The 17,201-nt window shown below is 60.9% G+C and carries 16 protein-coding genes and 1 tRNA gene; 13 read left to right on the forward strand and 4 right to left on the reverse strand.

Annotation, left to right across the window (positions count from 1 at the left end):
• Nucleotides 1–213: 213 nt before the first annotated feature.
• Together AWT76_RS02170 and AWT76_RS02175 are read left to right on the forward strand one after the other, a co-directional pair.
• The gene (locus tag AWT76_RS02170) at nt 214–1,056 is read left to right on the forward strand and encodes a hypothetical protein (protein WP_072244538.1); all 843 of its coding nucleotides are present in this window, start codon (nt 214–216) and stop codon (nt 1,054–1,056) included.
• 53 nt (nt 1,057–1,109) lie between these two features.
• Nucleotides 1,110–2,117, forward strand: a complete 1,008-nt coding sequence (locus AWT76_RS02175; RefSeq protein ID WP_082700055.1) for an endonuclease/exonuclease/phosphatase family protein — start codon at nt 1,110–1,112, stop codon at nt 2,115–2,117.
• On the opposite strand, the gene dapA is transcribed toward AWT76_RS02175, so the two are convergent.
• A complete protein-coding gene (gene dapA, locus AWT76_RS02180; protein ID WP_072244541.1) occupies nt 2,110–2,988 on the reverse strand; it encodes a 4-hydroxy-tetrahydrodipicolinate synthase in 879 nt (292 codons plus the stop codon). The genes AWT76_RS02175 and dapA overlap by 8 nt on opposite strands.
• Nucleotides 2,989–3,099: 111 nt before the next feature.
• Between dapA and AWT76_RS02185 the strand changes: the two genes are divergently transcribed.
• Nucleotides 3,100–5,076: a lytic transglycosylase domain-containing protein gene (locus AWT76_RS02185; protein WP_082700056.1), complete on the forward strand. Its 1,977-nt coding sequence runs from the start codon at nt 3,100–3,102 to the stop codon at nt 5,074–5,076.
• A gap of 6 nt (nt 5,077–5,082) precedes the next feature.
• Here AWT76_RS02185 and AWT76_RS02190 read toward each other — a convergent pair whose 3' ends face one another.
• Nucleotides 5,083–5,925: a sulfotransferase family 2 domain-containing protein gene (locus tag AWT76_RS02190; protein ID WP_082700057.1), complete on the reverse strand. Its 843-nt coding sequence runs from the start codon at nt 5,923–5,925 to the stop codon at nt 5,083–5,085.
• 66 nt (nt 5,926–5,991) lie between these two features.
• On the opposite strand from AWT76_RS02190, the gene AWT76_RS02195 reads away from it, so the two are divergent.
• From AWT76_RS02195 to AWT76_RS02220, 6 genes are all read left to right on the forward strand, one after another.
• A complete protein-coding gene (locus AWT76_RS02195) occupies nt 5,992–6,375 on the forward strand; it encodes a histidine triad nucleotide-binding protein (protein WP_072244545.1) in 384 nt (127 codons plus the stop codon).
• Between the two features lie 35 nt (nt 6,376–6,410).
• A tRNA-Cys gene (locus AWT76_RS02200) sits at nt 6,411–6,484 on the forward strand.
• Between the two features lie 399 nt (nt 6,485–6,883).
• Entirely contained in the window at nt 6,884–7,903 is a 1,020-nt protein-coding gene (locus tag AWT76_RS02205) for an amino acid ABC transporter substrate-binding protein (protein WP_072244748.1), read from the forward strand.
• A 111-nt stretch (nt 7,904–8,014) separates the two neighbouring features.
• The gene (locus tag AWT76_RS02210; protein WP_072244548.1) at nt 8,015–9,286 is read left to right on the forward strand and encodes an amino acid ABC transporter permease; all 1,272 of its coding nucleotides are present in this window, start codon (nt 8,015–8,017) and stop codon (nt 9,284–9,286) included.
• A gap of 1 nt (nt 9,287) precedes the next feature.
• Complete coding sequence (locus AWT76_RS02215) at nt 9,288–10,580, forward strand: amino acid ABC transporter permease (protein ID WP_072244550.1); 1,293 nt, start codon at nt 9,288–9,290, stop codon at nt 10,578–10,580.
• Between the two features lie 12 nt (nt 10,581–10,592).
• On the forward strand, nt 10,593–11,399 hold the full coding sequence (locus AWT76_RS02220) for an amino acid ABC transporter ATP-binding protein (RefSeq protein ID WP_072244552.1): 807 nt from the start codon (nt 10,593–10,595) through the stop codon (nt 11,397–11,399).
• 48 nt (nt 11,400–11,447) lie between these two features.
• Here the strand turns inward: AWT76_RS02220 and hemP are convergent, their stop codons facing one another.
• Entirely contained in the window at nt 11,448–11,609 is a 162-nt protein-coding gene (gene hemP, locus AWT76_RS02225) for a hemin uptake protein HemP (protein WP_072244553.1), read from the reverse strand.
• 81 nt (nt 11,610–11,690) lie between these two features.
• The gene (bhcR, locus tag AWT76_RS02230) at nt 11,691–12,518 is read right to left on the reverse strand and encodes an HTH-type transcriptional regulator BhcR (protein WP_072244555.1); all 828 of its coding nucleotides are present in this window, start codon (nt 12,516–12,518) and stop codon (nt 11,691–11,693) included.
• A 171-nt stretch (nt 12,519–12,689) separates the two neighbouring features.
• Here bhcR and bhcA point away from each other — a divergent pair, with 171 nt between their 5' ends.
• The 4 genes from bhcA to bhcD all read left to right on the forward strand — a co-directional run bounded on the left by bhcA (nt 12,690) and on the right by bhcD (nt 17,157).
• The gene (gene bhcA, locus AWT76_RS02235) at nt 12,690–13,880 is read left to right on the forward strand and encodes an L-aspartate--glyoxylate aminotransferase BhcA (protein ID WP_072244557.1); all 1,191 of its coding nucleotides are present in this window, start codon (nt 12,690–12,692) and stop codon (nt 13,878–13,880) included.
• A 69-nt stretch (nt 13,881–13,949) separates the two neighbouring features.
• Nucleotides 13,950–14,921, forward strand: a complete 972-nt coding sequence (gene bhcB / locus AWT76_RS02240) for a beta-hydroxyaspartate dehydratase BhcB (RefSeq protein WP_072244559.1) — start codon at nt 13,950–13,952, stop codon at nt 14,919–14,921.
• 24 nt (nt 14,922–14,945) lie between these two features.
• Nucleotides 14,946–16,109: a 3-hydroxy-D-aspartate aldolase BhcC gene (gene bhcC, locus AWT76_RS02245; RefSeq protein WP_072244561.1), complete on the forward strand. Its 1,164-nt coding sequence runs from the start codon at nt 14,946–14,948 to the stop codon at nt 16,107–16,109.
• An 85-nt stretch (nt 16,110–16,194) separates the two neighbouring features.
• Nucleotides 16,195–17,157: an iminosuccinate reductase BhcD gene (gene bhcD / locus AWT76_RS02250; protein ID WP_072244563.1), complete on the forward strand. Its 963-nt coding sequence runs from the start codon at nt 16,195–16,197 to the stop codon at nt 17,155–17,157.
• Nucleotides 17,158–17,201: the final 44 nt, after the last annotated feature.

Genomic DNA, 17,201 nt, shown 5'->3' on the forward strand with positions numbered 1-17,201 from the left:
ATTTGATGCAAAGACGCGACAGTTCGACCTCGAAAATGCCCCATCCCTTGCCAATAGTAACTCTGGCTCTTGCTAGGATGACCAAAAATGGGCAACATTGTGTCAACAATAAGGCAGCTGCGGTTGTTCGGACTATCCGATAAGTTGAAAGCAGCGAAAACACTGCGGGGGCCAACCCTGCATCAGGCACCGAAACGAGGCAATCGAGCGTCTATGTCGCATGTGGCACAAAGTTTTCTGCGCGGCCTGTTGGTCGTGGCCTTCGTGCTGTTGCCCGCGATGTTGCTGCCGGGAATCTCTCAGGACGTAGCGCAGGCCGCGACCCTGATCGCACTGATCTCGGGGGCTGTCGTAATGGCGGAATACGCCGCAGCCTATCCGGGCCTGATCGAATTTCGCGATGCCAAGCCCTATAATCGTCTGCGTTTCGGCATGTTGGTCGCGGTCGTTCTGGTGCTTGCGGTGTTGCAACGCGGGGTCACAGCGGGGGATCCGGGCGTCTTGGGTGCCGTGGCCTTGTGGCTGGCAGGTGCGTTTGATTTCAGCTTCAGCCCCATTCGGCTATTGGTCCTGTCGTTGCCGCAGGGCCTGCCGGTCGAGCATTTGCTGAACGTCATGGCCAGCGCGGCGCTGGCTTTCGTGATGTGCTTTTTCGGCCTGTTGCTGTTCGTCGGCACGATGTTGATGAAGTATTGGCCTGCGAAGGGCAGTTCGTTCAACGTCTGGATCAACCTGCCCAATTTCGACCCAACCAAAGGTGTCGACGTGGTCCAGCGTCTGGAGCGGGACGCGCAAATTAACGTTATGTTAGGGGTCGTCCTGCCATTCTCTTTGCCGGTGTTGCTGCATCTGTCCAGCCTGCTGGTGCAGCCGCTGACGTTTGAAAACAGTCTGACATTGGTCTGGGGGGTGGCGTTCTGGGCATTCATTCCGTTCAGCCTTATAATGCGGGGCATTGCCATGTATCGCGTCACACAGCTGATCCGTGCTCAACGCCGCCGCATTGCAGAAGAAGAGGCTGCGGTGCCCTTGCCCGCGCGCTCTGCCTATACCTGATCTTTCTGTGCGCTCCGGCGGCGGCCTTTCCGCCAGCCCCGGGCGCAGATACGGTGCGCATCGCATTCTGGCGGGTCGATTTTGCAGCGGCCGGGCCGGGGGCTGCGCTTGCCGCGATCCTAGCGCGCCGCCCGCATACAGTTGCAATGGCGCAGGTTATCGCGGGCCTTGCCCCTGATATTCTGGTCCTGTCGGGTGTCGATTATGACCCACGGGGTCATACGTCAGCGGCCCTGAACGCACTGATTGCCGCGCAGGGCTATGATCTGCCCCACACCTTTGCGCCCACCCCGAATGCGGGCATGCCCAGCGGCGTTGATTTGAACGGCGACGGCATGGCGCATGGCGCCGATGATGCGCATGGCTATGGTGCCTATGCAGGCGCGCGCGCGTTGCTTTTGCTGTCGCGCTACCCATTGGCGACCGACCGGCTGCGCGATTTCACCCAAATGCTGTGGCGCGATTTGCCGGGCGCAATGCTGTTTACCGGCGCAACCCCAGAGCAGCTTGCGGTGCACCGCTTGTCCAGCATTGCGCATGTCGCCTTGCCTGTCCTGCTGCCCAATGGCGCGGACCTGTGGCTGTTGGCCTATCATGCTGGCCCGCCGCTATTCGGCAACCACCCCGACCGCAACCGCAACCGCAACCACGACGAAAGCGCCTTCTGGTCGCATTGGTTGTCGGGGGAGTTGGCGGATAAACCGCCCCTTGGTCCGTTTGTGCTGGCAGGTGGCAGCAACCTTGACCCGTTCGACGGGGACGGTTTGTCAGAGGCGATGCGCCGCCTTCTGGCCCATCCGCGACTGCAAGACCCGCGCCCCACCAGCCCGGGCGGGGCGGCGACTGCAAATGCCGATCATATCGGACCGGCAGAGCAAGATACCGCCGCGTGGGACGAAAAACAGGGCAATCTGCGCGTCAGCTATGTGCTACCATCCTCGGATATGACCGTGCTTGGCTCTGGGGTGCTATGGCCCCTGCCGGGCACCCCGCTTGATGACCTGCTGACAGCCACAGGCAGCGCCCATAAACCCGTTTGGCTGGATCTGTCGCTTAATTGAGCAGACCTGCATGGCGCATGGCGGCGTCCATGCGTGCCTGTGCGACCTCTGTCAGGCCAACAAGCGGCAGGCGCACATCCGGGCGGCATTTGCCAAGGCGCGACAGCCCGTATTTCGCAGCAACCAGCCCCGGCTCTGCAAAGATGGCCACATGCAGCGGCATCAGCCGGTCATGAAGTTCAAGCGCGCGGACGTAGTCGCCCGCCAGCGTTGCTTCTTGAAATTCCGCACAAAGCCGGGGTGCTACATTCGCAGTAACCGAAATACAGCCCACCCCGCCCTGAGCGTTGAAGCCCGGCGCGGTCGCATCCTCGCCCGATAGCTGAATGAAATCGGGGCCGCAGGCCATGCGTTGTAGGCTGACACGTTCCAGCTTGCCCGTGGCATCTTTCACCCCGACAATGCGCGGAAGCTCTGCAAGGCGCGCCATCGTGTCGGGCATCATGTCGACCACGGACCGGCCCGGAATGTTGTAGATGATGATCGGCAATTCGCAGGCATCATGCAGCGCGGTAAAATGCGCGATAAGCCCTTCTTGTGTGGGCTTGTTGTAATAGGGCGTGACAACAAGTGCCGCGTCGGCCCCGACAGTTTCCGCGTGGCGTAAAAAGCCGATCGCCTCTGTCGTATTGTTGGACCCTGCCCCTGCAATCACCGGCACGCGGCCCGCCGCTGCTTGCACCACTTCTTCAATGACGCGCTTATGCTCGTCATGGCTAAGCGTTGGGCTTTCGCCGGTCGTGCCAACCGGCACCAACCCGTGCGAGCCTTCGGCAATCTGCCAGTCGATCAGCGCATGCAAAGCGTCGAGGTCCAGAGCGCCGTCCTTCAAGGGCGTGACCAATGCCGGAATCGAACCCCTGATCTGCATCTGCCTGTCCCCCAAAAGTTGCGCGCCTGATTGCGCGATTGTGTGTTGTCGCAGGATTTGTGGCGGTTAGAACGAAGTGGCGTGTTTTTCAAGGTCAAAAGAGGAGTTCCCATGCAACTGCGCGGCCCAGAGAGCTTTGCCACGGCTTGCCTTTTCGCGCTGTGGGGCTGGGGCAGTGCACCAGCGGTTGCGCAAGACACGCCGCCGCCGCCCCGCATCGTGGGTGTGCTGGGCAATGCGCTGGATGCCGCGGAGGGGGGCGATCTGGACAGCGCCCGCGCGTTGGTGGCACCACTGGGCGCGGTCGCAGACAGTTTGGTGACATGGGAATTCCTGCGCGGCGGCACGGCCAGCCCCGACGCCTATGCGCGCTTTCTGAAAGCTCATGCGCATTGGCCGCTCGCGGACCACCTGCAACGTCTGGCCGAGGCGGAATTGGCCGATGCAGACGTAGATTCCGCGCAGGTGCGCGCGTTTTTCGAGACGCGCCGCCCATTGACCGAAGAGGGCAGGCTGGCCCTGGCCTTCGCGCTGCGCGAGGCCGACCCGGACCGCGCCAAGGAACTGGCCCGCGCGCTGTGGTCGGATGCCCCCATGTCGGCAGAAGACGAGGCCCGTCTGCTTTCGGCATTCGGTTCGCTGCTGGAGCCGTTGCATGGCGACCGCGTGGAGGCGCTGCTATGGACCGGCGCGCGAGAGGCCGCCGCGCGCACCATCCCGCGGCTGGATGCCGACCGACAGGCTTTGGCGCGCGCACGGATCGCGCTTCAGGCGCGGCAATCGGGGGTTGATGCGCTGGTCGCGGCGGTGCCAGAACGGTTGCGCAATGACCCCGGCCTTGCTCATGACCGCTTTGATTTTCGCTATGATCAAGTCAGCGGCGAAAGCGCCGCCGATCTGATGTTGCAGCAATCGCGCGCGCCCGAAGGCTTGGGCCGCCCGCAGGCTTGGGCCGCACGGCGTATCGCGCTGGTGCGTGCGGCAATGTCGGATGAGGATTACGAACGGGCCTACGATCTTGCCACGCCGCATGGGCTGGAGGATGGTATCGCCTTTGTCGATCTGGCCTTTCTGGCCGGGTTTCTGGCACTGGAGCATCTTGACGACCCAAAACAGGCGCTGGAGCATTTCCGGGCCTTGCGGGTGCGCGTGTCCAGTCCGATCTCGCTGGGGCGCGCGGGTTACTGGGAAGGCCGCGCGCATGAGGCCGCAGGCGACCCGGTTTCGGCGCAGGCGGCTTACGAATTCGCCGCCGAATACCAGACCGCCTATTACGGCCAGCTTGCCGCCGACCGGATCGGGCTGCCGTTCGATTCCGCGTTGATCGATGGCCCGACCTACCCGGATTGGCAAGAAACGGACCTCGCGGAGTCTGACCTGCTGGCAGCGGCCAAGCTGCTTTATGATGCGGGCGATTGGTATGAGGCCCGCCGCTTCTTGATGCATCTTGCCACGCAACTTTCGGCAGAGGCCGAACTGGGCGCGCTTGCCGACCTGATGCTTGACTGGGGAGAGCCGAATTTCGCGCTGAAATTGGCCAAGATCGCGGTGCAACAGGGAATCGTGCTGCCGCGCGCCTATTTCCCGGTTCCAGCAGGCCGGGTGGATACAACCTCTGCCCCTGCCGAGCTGATCCTTGCGATCACCCGGCGCGAAAGCGAATTTGACCCGCGTGCGCGCAGCAGCGCCGATGCGCGCGGGTTGATGCAGCTTTTGCCGGGGACCGGGCAGATGATGGCGCAGCGTCTGGGTGTGGCTTTCGACCCGTTGGACCTGACGCTTGATCCGGGGCTGAACATGCGCTTGGGGGCGGCCTATCTGGCAGAATTGCGCGACGAATTCGGGCCATCCTTGGCGCTGGTCGCAGCGGGCTACAATGCCGGGCCGGGCCGCCCGCGCCGCTGGGTGTCTGAAATCGGCGATCCGCGTGATCCGCAGGTTGATTTCGTGACATGGGTGGAACGCGTGCCCTTCGCGGAAACGCGCAACTACATTATGCGCGTGGCCGAATCGCAGGTCATCTATCGCAGTCGGCTGGCAGGCAGCCCGCAACCGATTGATCTAGAAGGGATTATCCGGGGCCGCTAAGCTGGATTAGCCCGCCAAACAGGCCCAAGGCGGCGGGTGCGGGTCGGCCAGTCGTTGGTTGATCGCGTCCAGATCCAGCGGGCGCGACGGGGCTTGCTGATGCGGCGCGAAGGCCGTGTAGCCGAACAGGTCGAAATCCCAACGGTAGATCTCATGCACTAGATGCAAGGTCAGATCGTCGAAATAGCTTTCGACCGGCAGATCGGGTTTGCGCGTGACATTGAATCGGGGCAACACGGCGGGCCGCCTGTCCGGTGCAATCCGCGCCATCACGGGGGCTATGCCGGTGGCAAACCGCTCGACCGGGAACAGGTGATCGAAGGCAACCCCGTTCACCGCGAAAGAGCGCAGATGCTGCGCTTGTGGGGTCCAGTGGCGATCATACCAGAACCGGTCCCGATTGCGCAGCGTATCGCGCAGGAACAGCACGAACCGTCGAAACGCCGGGCGCGGGTCGGCGCTGTCCGCCAGATCGGCACCGTAATGCTGTGTCAGCACATCGCGCAGGTTTCCCCTGTAATATGAACCGTCGCGTTGTCGCGTGCAGACCTTGTCATGAAAACAGGCCAGCAGCCGGGAATAGGGGTTGCGCAGGGCAGAAAAGACCAACCGATCAGATTGGCCGAGTGCCGTGGCAAAGGCTGGGTCCGGCCATTGCACCGTGCCCGCTTCGGCATCGTGAATATCGCCTGCGAAGAACCTGCCATGGTCGGCGTGATACAACAACTGACCCAAGGTCGAGCAGGCCGCTTTCGGCACCTCGCGGTAGACCAGCGGGACCGAACCGCAGGCGCGCCCCCCCGACAGCCGACCCGGGTGCAGACTCATGCCGCTGGCAGGTCTGTGCATGGCTGTCCCTTTCCCTTGGGCCGTGAAGCGCGTAATATGTTCAGGTCACACAAGCCGGACGGTTCCATGCCCTATACCTACGACGACCAGAACATTTTCGCCAAGATATTGCGAGGCGAGATTCCCTGCAACAAGCTGGCAGAAACAGAGCACTGCCTGGCCTTTCACGACATTGCCCCGCAGGCCCCGCAGCATGTGCTGGTCATCCCCAAGGGCGCTTATGTAAATTACGACCATTTCGCCAGCACGGCGTCGGATGCAGAGATCGTGGATTTCACGCGCGCGGTGGCTTCGGTCTGTGCGCAGCTTGGTGTCTGCCCATCAGAGGGCGCGGCTGGATATCGGCTGATTTCGAATGCCGGGCCAGATGGGATGCAGGAAGTGCCGCATCTGCATGTCCATATTCTGGCGGGAACTAGAATCGGGCCATTGACCGTGAAGCGCACTTGACCTTCGCCTGACAAGCCCCTAATCCCGCAGTCAGAGGCGAGTTGGCGGAGTGGTTACGCAGCGGATTGCAAATCCGTGTACACCGGTTCGATTCCGGTACTCGCCTCCAGCTATTCACCACTTTTCGCAACCCAGTCTTTCGTCGCGCTGATCGCAGTCAGGGCGCGTTGGAATGGGTATTGGCACAGGGCGCGTGCCAATCGGTTCCCGCCATTTCTGGTCGGTTTTGGCTGCATTGGTCAAAGGATGCGACCCGCTACAACCGACAGACCCGCATGAGTCGGTCCTTCGGTTCTTTTCGGTTTCTTTCCAACCGGACACTGCACTTTGCCTGTGATCTGTCACTTTCACAGGCGAATGTTGCGAAATGCAGCAGATCACTTGTTTAACCGCTTGACCGTTTGGCCAAGCTTGTCGCAAGTTATCCATGCAGATGACGCAAATGCGCCATTGCTCAACGCCCAAAAGGGCAGACCGCCGCCAAGGCGGCGTCAACAGAGAGGATAACATGAAAAAATCCGTATTCTACGGCACCATTGCCGCATCGGCATTGCTGGCCGGTGGCGCCAGCGCCCAGTCTATGCTGGAAACCATTCAGGATAGAGGAGAGCTTGCTTGCGGCGTGTCCACCGGGCTTGCCGGCTTCTCGGCGCCTGATGCGAATGGTGTCTGGCAGGGTTTCGACGTGGCGGTCTGCCGCGCTGTTGCGGCGGCGGTTCTGAACGACCCGATGGCCGTAAACTTCGTGTCGACCACCGGGCAGACCCGCTTCTCTGCGCTCGCTTCGGGCGAGGTCGACATGCTGGCGCGCAACACCACTTGGACCTTCTCGCGTGATGTTGACTTGGGCAACACCTTCGCCGGTGTGAACTACTATGACGGTCAGGGCTTCATGGTGAACCGCGAGTTGGGCGTCAGCTCTGCAATGGAACTGGACGGCGCGACGGTCTGTATCCAGACCGGAACCACCACAGAACTGAACTTGGCCGATTTCTTCCGTGTCAACGGCATGAGCTATGAGCCGGTTCCGATTGAAACCAATGCCGAAGCACAGCAGCAGTATCTGGCTGGCGCTTGTGACGTTTACACCACCGACGCGTCGGGTCTGGCGGCAACGCGTGCGTCCTTCCCAGAGCCGGGCAACCACGCAATCCTGCCCGAGATCATCTCGAAGGAACCGCTTGGGCCGGCTGTGCGCCAAGGCGACGAGCAGTGGGCTGATATCGTGCGCTGGGTCTTGAACGCGCTGATCGCAGCCGAAGAACTGGGCGTGACCTCTGCCAATATCGAAGAGCTGAAGGCGGGCACCGACAACCCCGAGATCAACCGTATGCTGGGCTCGGAAGGTGAGTTGGGCGCGATGCTGGGGCTTGATGCCGAATGGGCTGTGCGCGCAATTGCGGCTGGCGGCAACTATGGCGAAATCTTCGCCTCGACCATTGGCGAGCAAACTCCGATCGGTCTGGCACGCGGTCTGAACGCTCAATGGACCCAAGGTGGCCTGCTTTACGCACCGCCCTTCCGCTAAGTTCTGGCACCGGAACCGCGCCCCCCGGTCGGGGCGCGGTTTTTTCGTTTCTGTTTTACCCCTGAGCGCCTTTGGCCAGACGTTGCCGCCGAGCAGCGACAGGAGAGTTTTATGTCGAGCACCAGCGATCTTCGCACGCAGACAGCGCCGCCGAAAACGGCCTTCCGGTTTAGCATGCTGCTGTACGACCAGCGCTACCGGTCGGTTACAATTCAGATCGTGTTCCTGTTTGTCCTGATGTTGGGGATCGCGTGGTTGGTCGATAACACGATCAGCAACTTGCGTGCGCTGGGCAAGGATTTCAGCTTTGCATTCCTGTCTGCCCCTGCCGGGTATGACATCAACCAGCGTCCCATCGAATATAATAGCCAGATGACCCATGGCCGCGCAGCCTTGGTCGGCCTGCTGAACACGGCAATTCTGGCGGTGATGGCCTGTGCGCTGGCGACCGTTCTGGGCGTGATTGCCGGTGTCTTGCGCCTGTCCAACAATTGGATCGTGGCGCGGCTGATGACGATCTATGTCGAATTGTTCCGCAACATTCCGACCTTGGTCTGGATCATCATCTTCGGTGCCATCATGACCGAATCGATGCCCGCGCCATCCGCCTTCCGTGGCGATACCCCAAGTGCCAGCATGTTCTTGAACGACTCGGTCGCGATCACCAACCGGGGCGTCTACATTCCGGCCATTCAGTTTGCCACTGACTTGGGCACTTTGCCGCTGGGCGTAGTGGCGCCATCCATCAATTGGCTGTTGGTTCTGGTTGCCATCATCGGGGGCATCTATGCCAACAAGGCAATCCTCAAACATGCCACGGCGGTTCAGAACGCGACCGGGCTGCGCCCCAAGACATGGTGGAAAAGCCTTGCTGTGTTGTTCGGCCCCTTGGTGGTTCTGTTCGTGCTGTTCGGCGCACATCTGGAGTATCCGGAATTGCGCGGCTTCAACTTTGCGGACGGCGTGCATTTGCGCAATTCGCTGATCGCAATGTGGTTGGGGCTTGGCATCTATACCGGTGCCTTCGTGGCGGAGAATGTGCGCTCTGGGATTCTGGCAATCTCGCGGGGGCAGACCGAAGCGGCCTTTGCGCTGGGCTTGCAACCGGGCAAGACGATGCGGCTGGTGATCCTGCCGCAAGCGTTGCGGGTGATTATCCCGCCCTTGATCTCGCAATATCTGAACATCACCAAGAACACGTCGCTGGGTCTGGCCGTGGGCTATATGGACCTGCGATCGACCCTTGGGGGCATCACCATCAACCAGACCGGGCGCGAGTTGGAGGGGATGCTGCTGATGATGCTGATCTACCTGGCCGTCAGTCTTGGGATCTCTGGTGCGATGAATGTCTACAACAATCGCGTCAAGCTGAAGGAGCGGTAATATGAGTGATACCAACCCTATCAGCTATGTCCGCGAAACAATGCTGGACCAGCAAGAGCCGCCCGTCACCGAACGCGGCGCCATCAAGTGGCTGCGAGAGAACCTGTTTTCGGGCTGGTTGAATTCGCTGCTGACGGTTGCATCCCTTGGGGTGATCTGGTTCCTAATCATCGAAATCGGTCCATGGCTGATGAACACGGTCTGGAACGCGGAATCGTTGCGCCAATGTCGGGAAGTGCTTGACGGTAGCTCTGGCGCCTGTTTCGCGGTCATCAAGGACCGGTGGCACCAATTGCTGTTTGGCTTCTACCCGAGAGAACACTATTGGCGCCCGGTCTTGGCACTGGTGTTGATGCTTGTGGCCCTTGCCCCGATCCTGTTCGCAGAATTGCCGCGTAAGATGCTGTTCTTCTCGGCCCTGTTCCCGTTCATCGGCTATCACCTGCTGTGGGGCGGATCCATCTGGTTCCCCATTTCGATTTTGCTGGGGTTCGTGGCCGGGTATGTTGCATTCCGATTGGTGGTGAAGGTTTCGTCTTTGGTCGGCGTGATCGCGGCGGTCGCGGGAACCTTGCTGTGGTGGGTGTTTCTTGCCGGGCCATTTGACGCAGCGCTTTATTCAGTGGCCCCGATTGGGCTGGAATTCGTCCGCTCCGACAGTTTCGGGGGGTTCCTGATTTCCATCGTGATCGGGGTGTCGGGGATTTCGCTGTCCTTGCCGCTTGGCATCTTGCTGGCTTTGGGGCGGCAGTCCGATATGATCTTCGTGAAATCCGTCTGCGTGGTGTTCATCGAATTCATCCGCGGCGTGCCGCTCATCACGCTGTTGTTCACCGCATCGCTGCTGCTGAACTATTTCCTGCCGCCGGGCACCAGCTTTGACCTTATCCTGCGCGTGGTCATCATGGTGACGCTGTTTGCCGCCGCCTATATGGCAGAGGTGATCCGCGGTGGTCTGGCCGCCTTGCCCAAGGGCCAGTATGAGGCGGCCGATGCGCTGGGTCTGGATTACTGGAAGGCGCAGCGGCTCATCATCATGCCGCAGGCTTTGAAAATCTCGATTCCCGGTATCGTGAACACTTTTATCGGGCTGTTCAAGGATACCACTCTGGTTGTGTTCATCGGGCTTTTGGACCCGATCGGGCTGTCCAACGCCATCCGCGCCGATACCGACTGGAACGGGATCTACTGGGAACTGTTCATCTTTATCGGGGCTTTGTTTTTCATTTTCTGTTTCAGCATGTCGCGTTACTCCATGTATCTGGAGCGCAAGCTGAAAACCGATCATCGATAAGGAGTGTGACATATGTCAGACCTAGCTGCCCCCGAAATCCCCGTTGATCGCGATATCGACATCAGCAAAATGCAGGTCAGCGACGAGCTGGCGATCCAGATCACCGGTATGAACAAGTGGTATGGGTCATTTCATGTGCTTCGTGACATCAACATGTCGGTCTATCGCGGCGAGCGGATTGTGGTCTGTGGCCCGTCAGGGTCGGGGAAATCCACGCTCATCCGCTGCATCAACCGTTTGGAAGAACATCAGGCAGGGCAGATCATTGTCGATGGCACTGAACTGACGGGCGATCTGAAGAACATCGACAAGGTGCGCTCAGAGGTCGGGATGGTGTTCCAGCATTTCAACCTGTTCCCGCATCTGACCATTCTGGAAAACTGCACCCTCGCGCCCATCTGGGTGCGCAAGGTGCCAAAACGTCAGGCCGAGGAAACGGCCATGCATTTTCTGGAAAAAGTGAAAATCCCGGAACAGGCCAACAAATATCCCGGCCAGTTGTCGGGCGGTCAGCAGCAGCGCGTGGCCATTGCGCGGTCACTGTGCATGAAACCGCGTATCATGCTGTTCGACGAACCGACCTCGGCGCTTGACCCGGAAATGATTAAAGAAGTGTTGGACACCATGATCGCGCTGGCCGAAGAAGGCATGACCATGATCTGCGTGACCCATGAAATGGGCTTTGCGCAGGCTGTTGCGAACCGGGTAATCTTCATGGACCAAGGCCAGATTGTGGAACAGAACGAACCGAAAGAGTTTTTCAGCAATCCGCAATCGGATCGCACGAAGCTGTTCCTGAGCCAGATTCTGGGGCACTGACCTGCAGGCGCCTCGAAAACCGAAACGGGGGCCGCGCGGCCCCCGTTTTCATTTCGTCAGGATCAGCTTGCCCGCGCGGGTAATGCGAAGCTGGTAGGTTTTGCCGTCCAGTACGATCTGTGCCAGATTGCCACCGCGCGTCAGGTTGTAGACGTCATGCACCGGGGCGGTGGGGGCGGTCTCGGGGATGAAACGGGTAATGGCGTTCATGGGCTCTCTCTTGGGTCAGATGTGGGTTGGCTGACCTGTCGGTTGGCTCTGACATAAACCTGACAAAATAAATCGGATTTGTCAAACCGCTTTTGCGGCAGGGGCCACGCCCCCGGTCGCCGCCGTGATCCGCGCCGCTGTTTCGACGACAAGCGCCCCGATCCGGTCCAGATTGCCGGCCTCTAGCCGAAAGGCCGGGCCAGAGACCGACACACCCGCCACCGGTTCGCCATGCGGGTTGAAGATGGGGGCGGCAATGCAGCGCATCCCCGGCGCGCGCTCTTCATCGTCAAAGGCAAAGCCGCGCGCGCGGGTGCGGGCGCAATCGGCTTGCAGCGCGTCCAGCGATGTCAGGGATGCGGGTGTGAAAGCCTGCAACCCTCTGCGCGCCACCACTTGCGCGACCCGCGCGTCGTCAAACCATGCCAGCAGGGCTTTGCCGATGCCCGACACATGCATTGGCCCAATCGTGCCGGGGGGAAAGAAGGCGCGAATCGCCTGATGCGTTTCGACCTGCGTTAGGAACAATACCTCGTCCTGTTGTTCCACGCCCAGATTGGCCGTCTCGCCGCTGTCGCGCATCAGGGCTTGCATTGGCGCGCGGGCGCGTTCCACCAGCGAGGTGCGGCGCAGAAACGACGTGCCCGCGCGGAACGTGCCGACGCCGACGTGCCAGACTTGCCCGGCTGGGTCTAGGTCCACCATCTCGCGCTGTTGCAGGGTGATCAGCACACGGTAAACGGTTGCGGTGGATTGCCCGCAAGCACTGGCAAGGGTCGACAGCGTCATCCCTTCGGATTGCGCCAAGGTTTCTAGAATTGCCATGGCCCGGTCCAGGGACTGAATCGTGTTCTGCGCCGTTTTGTCATGGAATGCGCGCGGGCGACCGCGCCGTGAAAGTTGTGTCATCGGCTACCTTTTCGCCAAGCGCCGCAGTGCAGAAAGCAGAGTGAAAAACGCTTAGCATCTGTAATATAACATGAAATCTGTGTTTTTCACATTGGGCAATGATTTTTCAAAAAAATTGAAAAATACCGCCAAAGCTGTGACAACGCCCCCAATACCAAAAAGGGGGACAAGATGTCTTTGCAGAACCCGGTTTTCATTCCCGGCCCGACCAATATGCCCGAAAGCCTGCGCAAGGCGTGTGACATGCCGACCATCGACCACCGATCACCCGCCTTTGCCGCGGTGTTCCAGCCTGCTGTGGCCGGCGTGAAAGAGGTGCTGGGCATGGAAGCGGGCGAAGTGCTGCTGCTGCCCGCCACCGGCACTGGCGGCTGGGAAGCCGCGATCAGCAACGCGCTCTCGCCCGGTGACAAGGTTCTGGCCGCGCGCCACGGCATGTTCAGCCATCGCTGGATTGACCTGTGCCAGCGTCATGGGCTGGATGTGCAGATCATCGAAGCGCCATGGGGCGAAGGTTGCCCGACCGACGCAATGGGCGAAGCCTTGGCTGCGGATACCGACCATAGCATCAAGGCCGTGTTGGCCACGCATAATGAAACCGCAACTGGTGTGCGCTCTGACATTGCCGGCCTGCGCGCTGCGATGGACAAAGCTGGCCACCCGGCGCTTCTGCTGGTCGATGGTGTCAGCTCCATCGCCTCTATGCCGTTCGAGATGGATGCGTGGGGCGTGGATATTGCCGTTGCCGGCTCGCAAAAAGGCTTCATGCTGCCCGCTGGTCTGGCCATTCTGGGCGTGTCGTCCAAGGCGCTGGCCGCGCGGGACAGCGCCACATTGCCGCGCACCTATTTCGACTTTGGCGATATGCTGAAGGGCTATGCCGCAGGCGGCTACCCGTTCACCCCGCCGGTGGGGCTGATAAACGGGTTGGCCGCCAGCATTGCCATGCTTCAGGCAGAGGGGCTGGACAATGTCTATGCGCGGCACCACCGCTTGGCAGAGGCCACGCGCCGCGCCGTGGGGGGCTGGGGCCTGAAGGTCTGCGCGGCGCGGCCCGACCTCTATTCCGACACTGTAACCGGCGTCATGGCGCCCGAAGGGTTCAACGGCACCGATGTGGTGACATTGGCCGCCAGCAAATACGGTGTCGCTTTTGGTGTTGGGCTGGGCGAAGTCGCGGGCAAGTTGTTCCGCATCGGCCATCTGGGCAGCTTGACCGATGTGATGCTGCTATCGGGGCTGGCCACGGCAGAGATGTGCATGGCCGATCTGGGCTGGCCGGTCAAACTGGGCAGTGGCGTGGCGGCGGCTCAAGAGTATCTGCGCGGCACGACGGCGGAATCGATCGCCAAGGCCGCATAAGCTGCAACCGGCGGGGCAGGCGGGGCGTGGAACCCCGCATGCCTTGGCCATCTGACATCTGGGGGTGATATGAAAGACCACACAGACGCACCATTGCCGACATATGACGATGTGATCGCGGCCCATGAGCGGATTAAACCGTATATCCATCGCACGCCGATCCTGACCTCGGAATTCATGAACAAACTGACCGGGGCAGAGCTGTTCTTTAAATGCGAGAACTTCCAGAAAGCTGGTGCGTTCAAGGTGCGCGGCGCGTCGAATGCCGTGTTCGGCCTGTCGGACGCAGATGCGGCCAAAGGCGTCGCCACGCATTCCAGCGGCAACCATGCCTTGTCGCTCAGCTACGCGGCGGGCCGCCGGGGCATTCCGTGTCATGTGGTCATGCCGCGCACCGCGCCGCAGGCCAAGAAAGACGCCGTGATTGGCTATGGCGGCACGATCACCGAATGTGAGCCATCGACGACCAGCCGTGAAGCGGTTTTTGCCGAAGTTCAGGCCCGCACCGGGGCCGATTTTGTCCACCCCTATAACGACCCGCGCGTGATCGCAGGGCAGGCCACTTGCTCGCGCGAGATGATGGAGCAGGTCGAAGGGCTGGATGCCGTAATCGCGCCCATTGGCGGCGGCGGCATGATTTCGGGTTGCTGCCTGACGCTGTCGAATATCGCTCCGCATGTTGAGATTTATGCCGCCGAACCCGAACAGGCCGATGATGCCTATCGCAGCTTCAAGGCGGGCCATATCATTGCCGATGACGCGCCCAACACCATCGCAGATGGTTTGAAAGTGCCGCTGAAAGAAAACACATGGCATTTCGTGTCGCATCATGTGACCGATATTCTGACCGCGTCGGAACAGGAAATCATCGATGCGATGCGTCTGACATGGGCGCGCATGAAGATCGTGATGGAGCCAAGCTGCGCCGTGCCGCTGGCCACCATCCTGAAAAACCCCGAGGTGTTTCGTGGAAAGCGCGTTGGCGTGATTATCACCGGGGGCAACGTGGATCTGGACAAGCTGCCATGGATGGCAAGCTGACCAATACAACAAGGGGTTAATCTTATGAACGCACCGACGAAATTTGACGGCCTTGAAGTGGGTTTTGACGTGCCGGCCCTGCCGGGCATGGACGAGGCCGATATTCAGACGCCCTGCCTTGTGCTGGATCTGGACGCGCTGGAGCGCAACATCAAGAAAATGGGCGATTATGCCCGCGAACATGGCATGCGCCACCGTGTGCATGGCAAAATGCACAAATCGGTCGATGTGGCCAAGCTGCAAGAAAGCCTTGGCGGCGCCTGCGGCGTCTGCTGCCAGAAGGTAAGCGAGGCAGAGGTCTTTGCCCGTGGCGGCATCAAGGACGTGCTGGTCAGCAACCAAGTGCGCGATCCGGCCAAGATCGACCGCTTGGCGCGCATCCCGAAGCTGGGCGCGCGCGCCATCTGCTGTGTCGATGACGTGGCGAATGTGGCCGACCTGTCGGCTGCGGCGGTCAAGCATGGCACGCAGATCGAATGTTTGGTCGAAATCGACTGCGGCGCAGGCCGCTGCGGCGTGACCACCACCGAAGCCGTGGTCGAGATTGCCAAGGCCATCGACGCCGCCGAGGGGCTGAAATTCGCCGGTATCCAAGCGTATCAAGGTGCCATGCAGCACATGGACAGCTATGAAGAGCGCAAGGCCAAGGTCGATATTGCCATTGCCATGGTGCGCGACGCGGTCGAAGGGCTGAAGGCCGAAGGTCTGGACTGCGACATCGTCGGCGGCGGCGGCACAGGGTCGTATTACTTCGAATCGAACTCGGGCGTGTACAATGAACTGCAATGCGGCAGCTATGCTTTCATGGATGCCGATTATGGCCGCATTCTGGACAAGGACGGCAAGCGCATTGACCAAGGCGAATGGGAAAACGCGTTGTTCCTGCTGACCAGCGTGATGAGCCACGCCAAGGCCGACAAGGCTATCGTGGATGCCGGCCTGAAAGCGCAGTCGGTCGATAGTGGGTTGCCCTTCATCTACGGGCGCGACGATGTGAAATACGTCAAATGCTCGGATGAACACGGCGTGGTGGCCGACCCCGAAGGCGTGTTGAAAGTGGGCGACAAGCTGAAACTGGTGCCGGGCCATTGCGACCCGACCTGCAACGTCCACGACTGGTATGTCGGCGTGCGGGAGGGCAAGGTCGAAACCGTCTGGCCCGTCAGCGCGCGCGGCAAGGCTTATTAAGCGCCGCAACACAGCATGCATGTCTTATGGCCCCGAGCTGAGGTTCGGGGCCTGACTTTCCCGGAATATTGAAAGGACCACTCTCATGTGGATCGTGCCCGAATCCGCCATTGGCGGGCTTGTCGATGACCAAAGCGCATTCGACGCCGTCGAAGCCACCTTCGCCGCGATGGCGCGCGACGATGCCTATAACTTCCCCGTGGTGCGCGAGGCGCTGGGCGAGGGGCGGCAATACGGGTTTAAATCCGGCCTTGACCGCGCGGGCGCGCAACTGGGGGTGAAAGCGGGCGGCTATTTCCCCGGCAATGCCGCCAAGGGCATCATCAACCATCAATCGACCGTTTTCCTGTTCGACCCCGACACAGGCATTCTGCAAGCCGCCGTGGGGGGCAACCTTCTGACCGCGTTGCGCACGGCGGCGGCTTCGGCCATTTCCATCGCGCATCTGTCGCGGGCGGATTCGACCGTGCTGGGCATGGTCGGCGCGGGCCACCAGTCGGTGTTCCAGATGCGCGCAGCCCTGCGCCAGCGCAAGTTCGAGCGGGTCGTGGCGTGGAACTACCACCCAGACATGATGGACCGTCTGGCAAGCGCCGTGGCCGAGGAAGGCTTACCGTTTGAAGAGGTCAGCCTTGAGGAATTGGGCGCGCAGGCGGATGTGATTATCACCATCACCTCCAGCCCCGCCGCGAGCCTGATGGACGCCCATGTGCGCCCCGGCACACATATTGCCTGCATGGGCACCGACACGATCGGCAAGCAAGAAGTGGACCCGGCGCTCCTGGCCCGAGCCGCGGTCTTTACCGACGAAGTGGCGCAATCCGTTACCATTGGCGAAGCGCAGCACGCCATTGCCCAAGGGCTGATAAAGCCCGAGGACATTACCCCCATCGGTGCGGTCATCAACGGCGCCCACAAGGGCCGCACCAGCGCTGAGGAAATTACGCTGTTCGACGGCACGGGCGTTGGCTTGCAGGATATCGCGGTGGCGTCCAAGGCGGTGGATCTTGCCCGCGCCAATGGCAGTGCGATCGAGGTCGCGCTCTAGCCTTGCAACCGGCTTGCGCGCGGGTCTAACTGCGCGCAAGGCAT

This window comes from Roseibaca calidilacus (assembly GCF_001517585.1).
Lineage (GTDB): Bacteria > Pseudomonadota > Alphaproteobacteria > Rhodobacterales > Rhodobacteraceae > Roseinatronobacter > Roseinatronobacter calidilacus.